Source organism: Vibrio sp. YT-18 (genome assembly GCF_033337345.1).
GTDB classification, from domain to species: Bacteria; Pseudomonadota; Gammaproteobacteria; order Enterobacterales; family Vibrionaceae; genus Vibrio; species Vibrio alginolyticus.
The window spans coordinates 1-1,191 of the sequence record NZ_JAWOQO010000171.1 but is presented as its reverse complement, the minus strand read 5'-3'; the positions used below and the strand labels follow the sequence as shown (position 1 = coordinate 1,191).

Here is a 1,191-nt window from a genome sequence, read left to right as displayed (position 1 = left end):
ACTTTTTGGGATGCGATTTTCGCTCCCATTGAAAGGGCATTCATCAATGCCTATCAACACCATCCTCTGGATTTGTACCATTCCGATTTTGTAGCAAAGCGCCAAGCACTGATTGATGAAGCTTTCGCACAGTTAAAATTGGGTAATACACAAGCGATTTTAACGAAATACGATGAAAAGTTTGGTATCAGCAATCCGTTTGTTCAATGGAGCTTAATAGGCAAGGAATTGCTTGAACAGTCACTCAACACCATTCCTACCCGCACATTACTCGAACTATTTAAGGTTCAGTTAAGCGATCTTAAGCTTTACCGCAATGGGATGCCGGATCTGATTGCTTTTAGAGACAACGAGTTCGAGTGGATTGAAGTAAAAGGGCCAGGCGATAAACTCCAAGATAACCAATGGCGTTGGATCAAAGAGTTTTCTCGCCTTAATGTGCCATTTGCAGTGTGTTACGTCACCGCGCGAAAAGAAGATGAAAAGCGGGTTGACTAGCTTTTGGGCTTTGCAGAAGTCAGCGCTCTTTTCTGTTTTAGCTGGTCAATCACATAGCTTGGTGCGACTTTTTCTAGTTCCGCCAAGCATTCATCCGTTTTCGGATTATCGTAACGAATATAGATATCACAAACCGCGTACAGCTGCTCTGGCGCGCCTGAAATCAAGTAAGCCTGTTCAAAAGATTTCACAGCCTTATCGACACTGAACTCTTCTTGTAGCACACCATTCAAATACCAAAAGTAGCTATTGTTTTTCGCCATGTTGGCCGCTTTTTCGATTTCATTTGCGGCTTGCTCTTTGTCGTTTAAACGAACGAGCGTCAAAGATTTCGAATAATGCAGGTCGGCATTATCAGGAAGGCGTTCAATCGCTTTATCTAGTGTATCAATCGCTTCTTGCTCACGTTGCTGCGCGCGGTAATTGTCGGCTAAGTTCAGCCAAACATCTGGGTTTTCCGGCATTTTGGATAACAATGCTTGATAGATATCGTCCGCTTGTTTCCAGTTTTCATGCCAGCGATACACATCGGCTAACAGCAATTGGGTATTGTTATCCGTTCCGCTCTTTAAACTCGCTAAAAGCTCGTCCACAGGCTTTTCTATCACTGGTCTTTGCGCTTCTGTCAAAACAGAATAGTCACGCACTAAGTTCAGCGCTGCCGCAATACGCACGGAAGAGGATTCGTCTTTA

The 1,191-nt window shown here is 43.9% G+C and carries 2 protein-coding genes; one reads left to right on the top strand and one right to left on the bottom strand.

The features are described 5' to 3' along the window. Positions 1–498: VRR-NUC domain-containing protein (locus R7M72_RS25210; protein ID WP_318056473.1), on the top strand; the 498-nt coding region annotated here is incomplete at its 5' end. Here R7M72_RS25210 and R7M72_RS25205 read toward each other — a convergent pair. Then, the coding region (locus tag R7M72_RS25205) for a tetratricopeptide repeat protein (RefSeq protein ID WP_318056472.1) at positions 495–1,191 on the bottom strand (697 nt) is incomplete at its 5' end. The genes R7M72_RS25210 and R7M72_RS25205 overlap by 4 nt on opposite strands.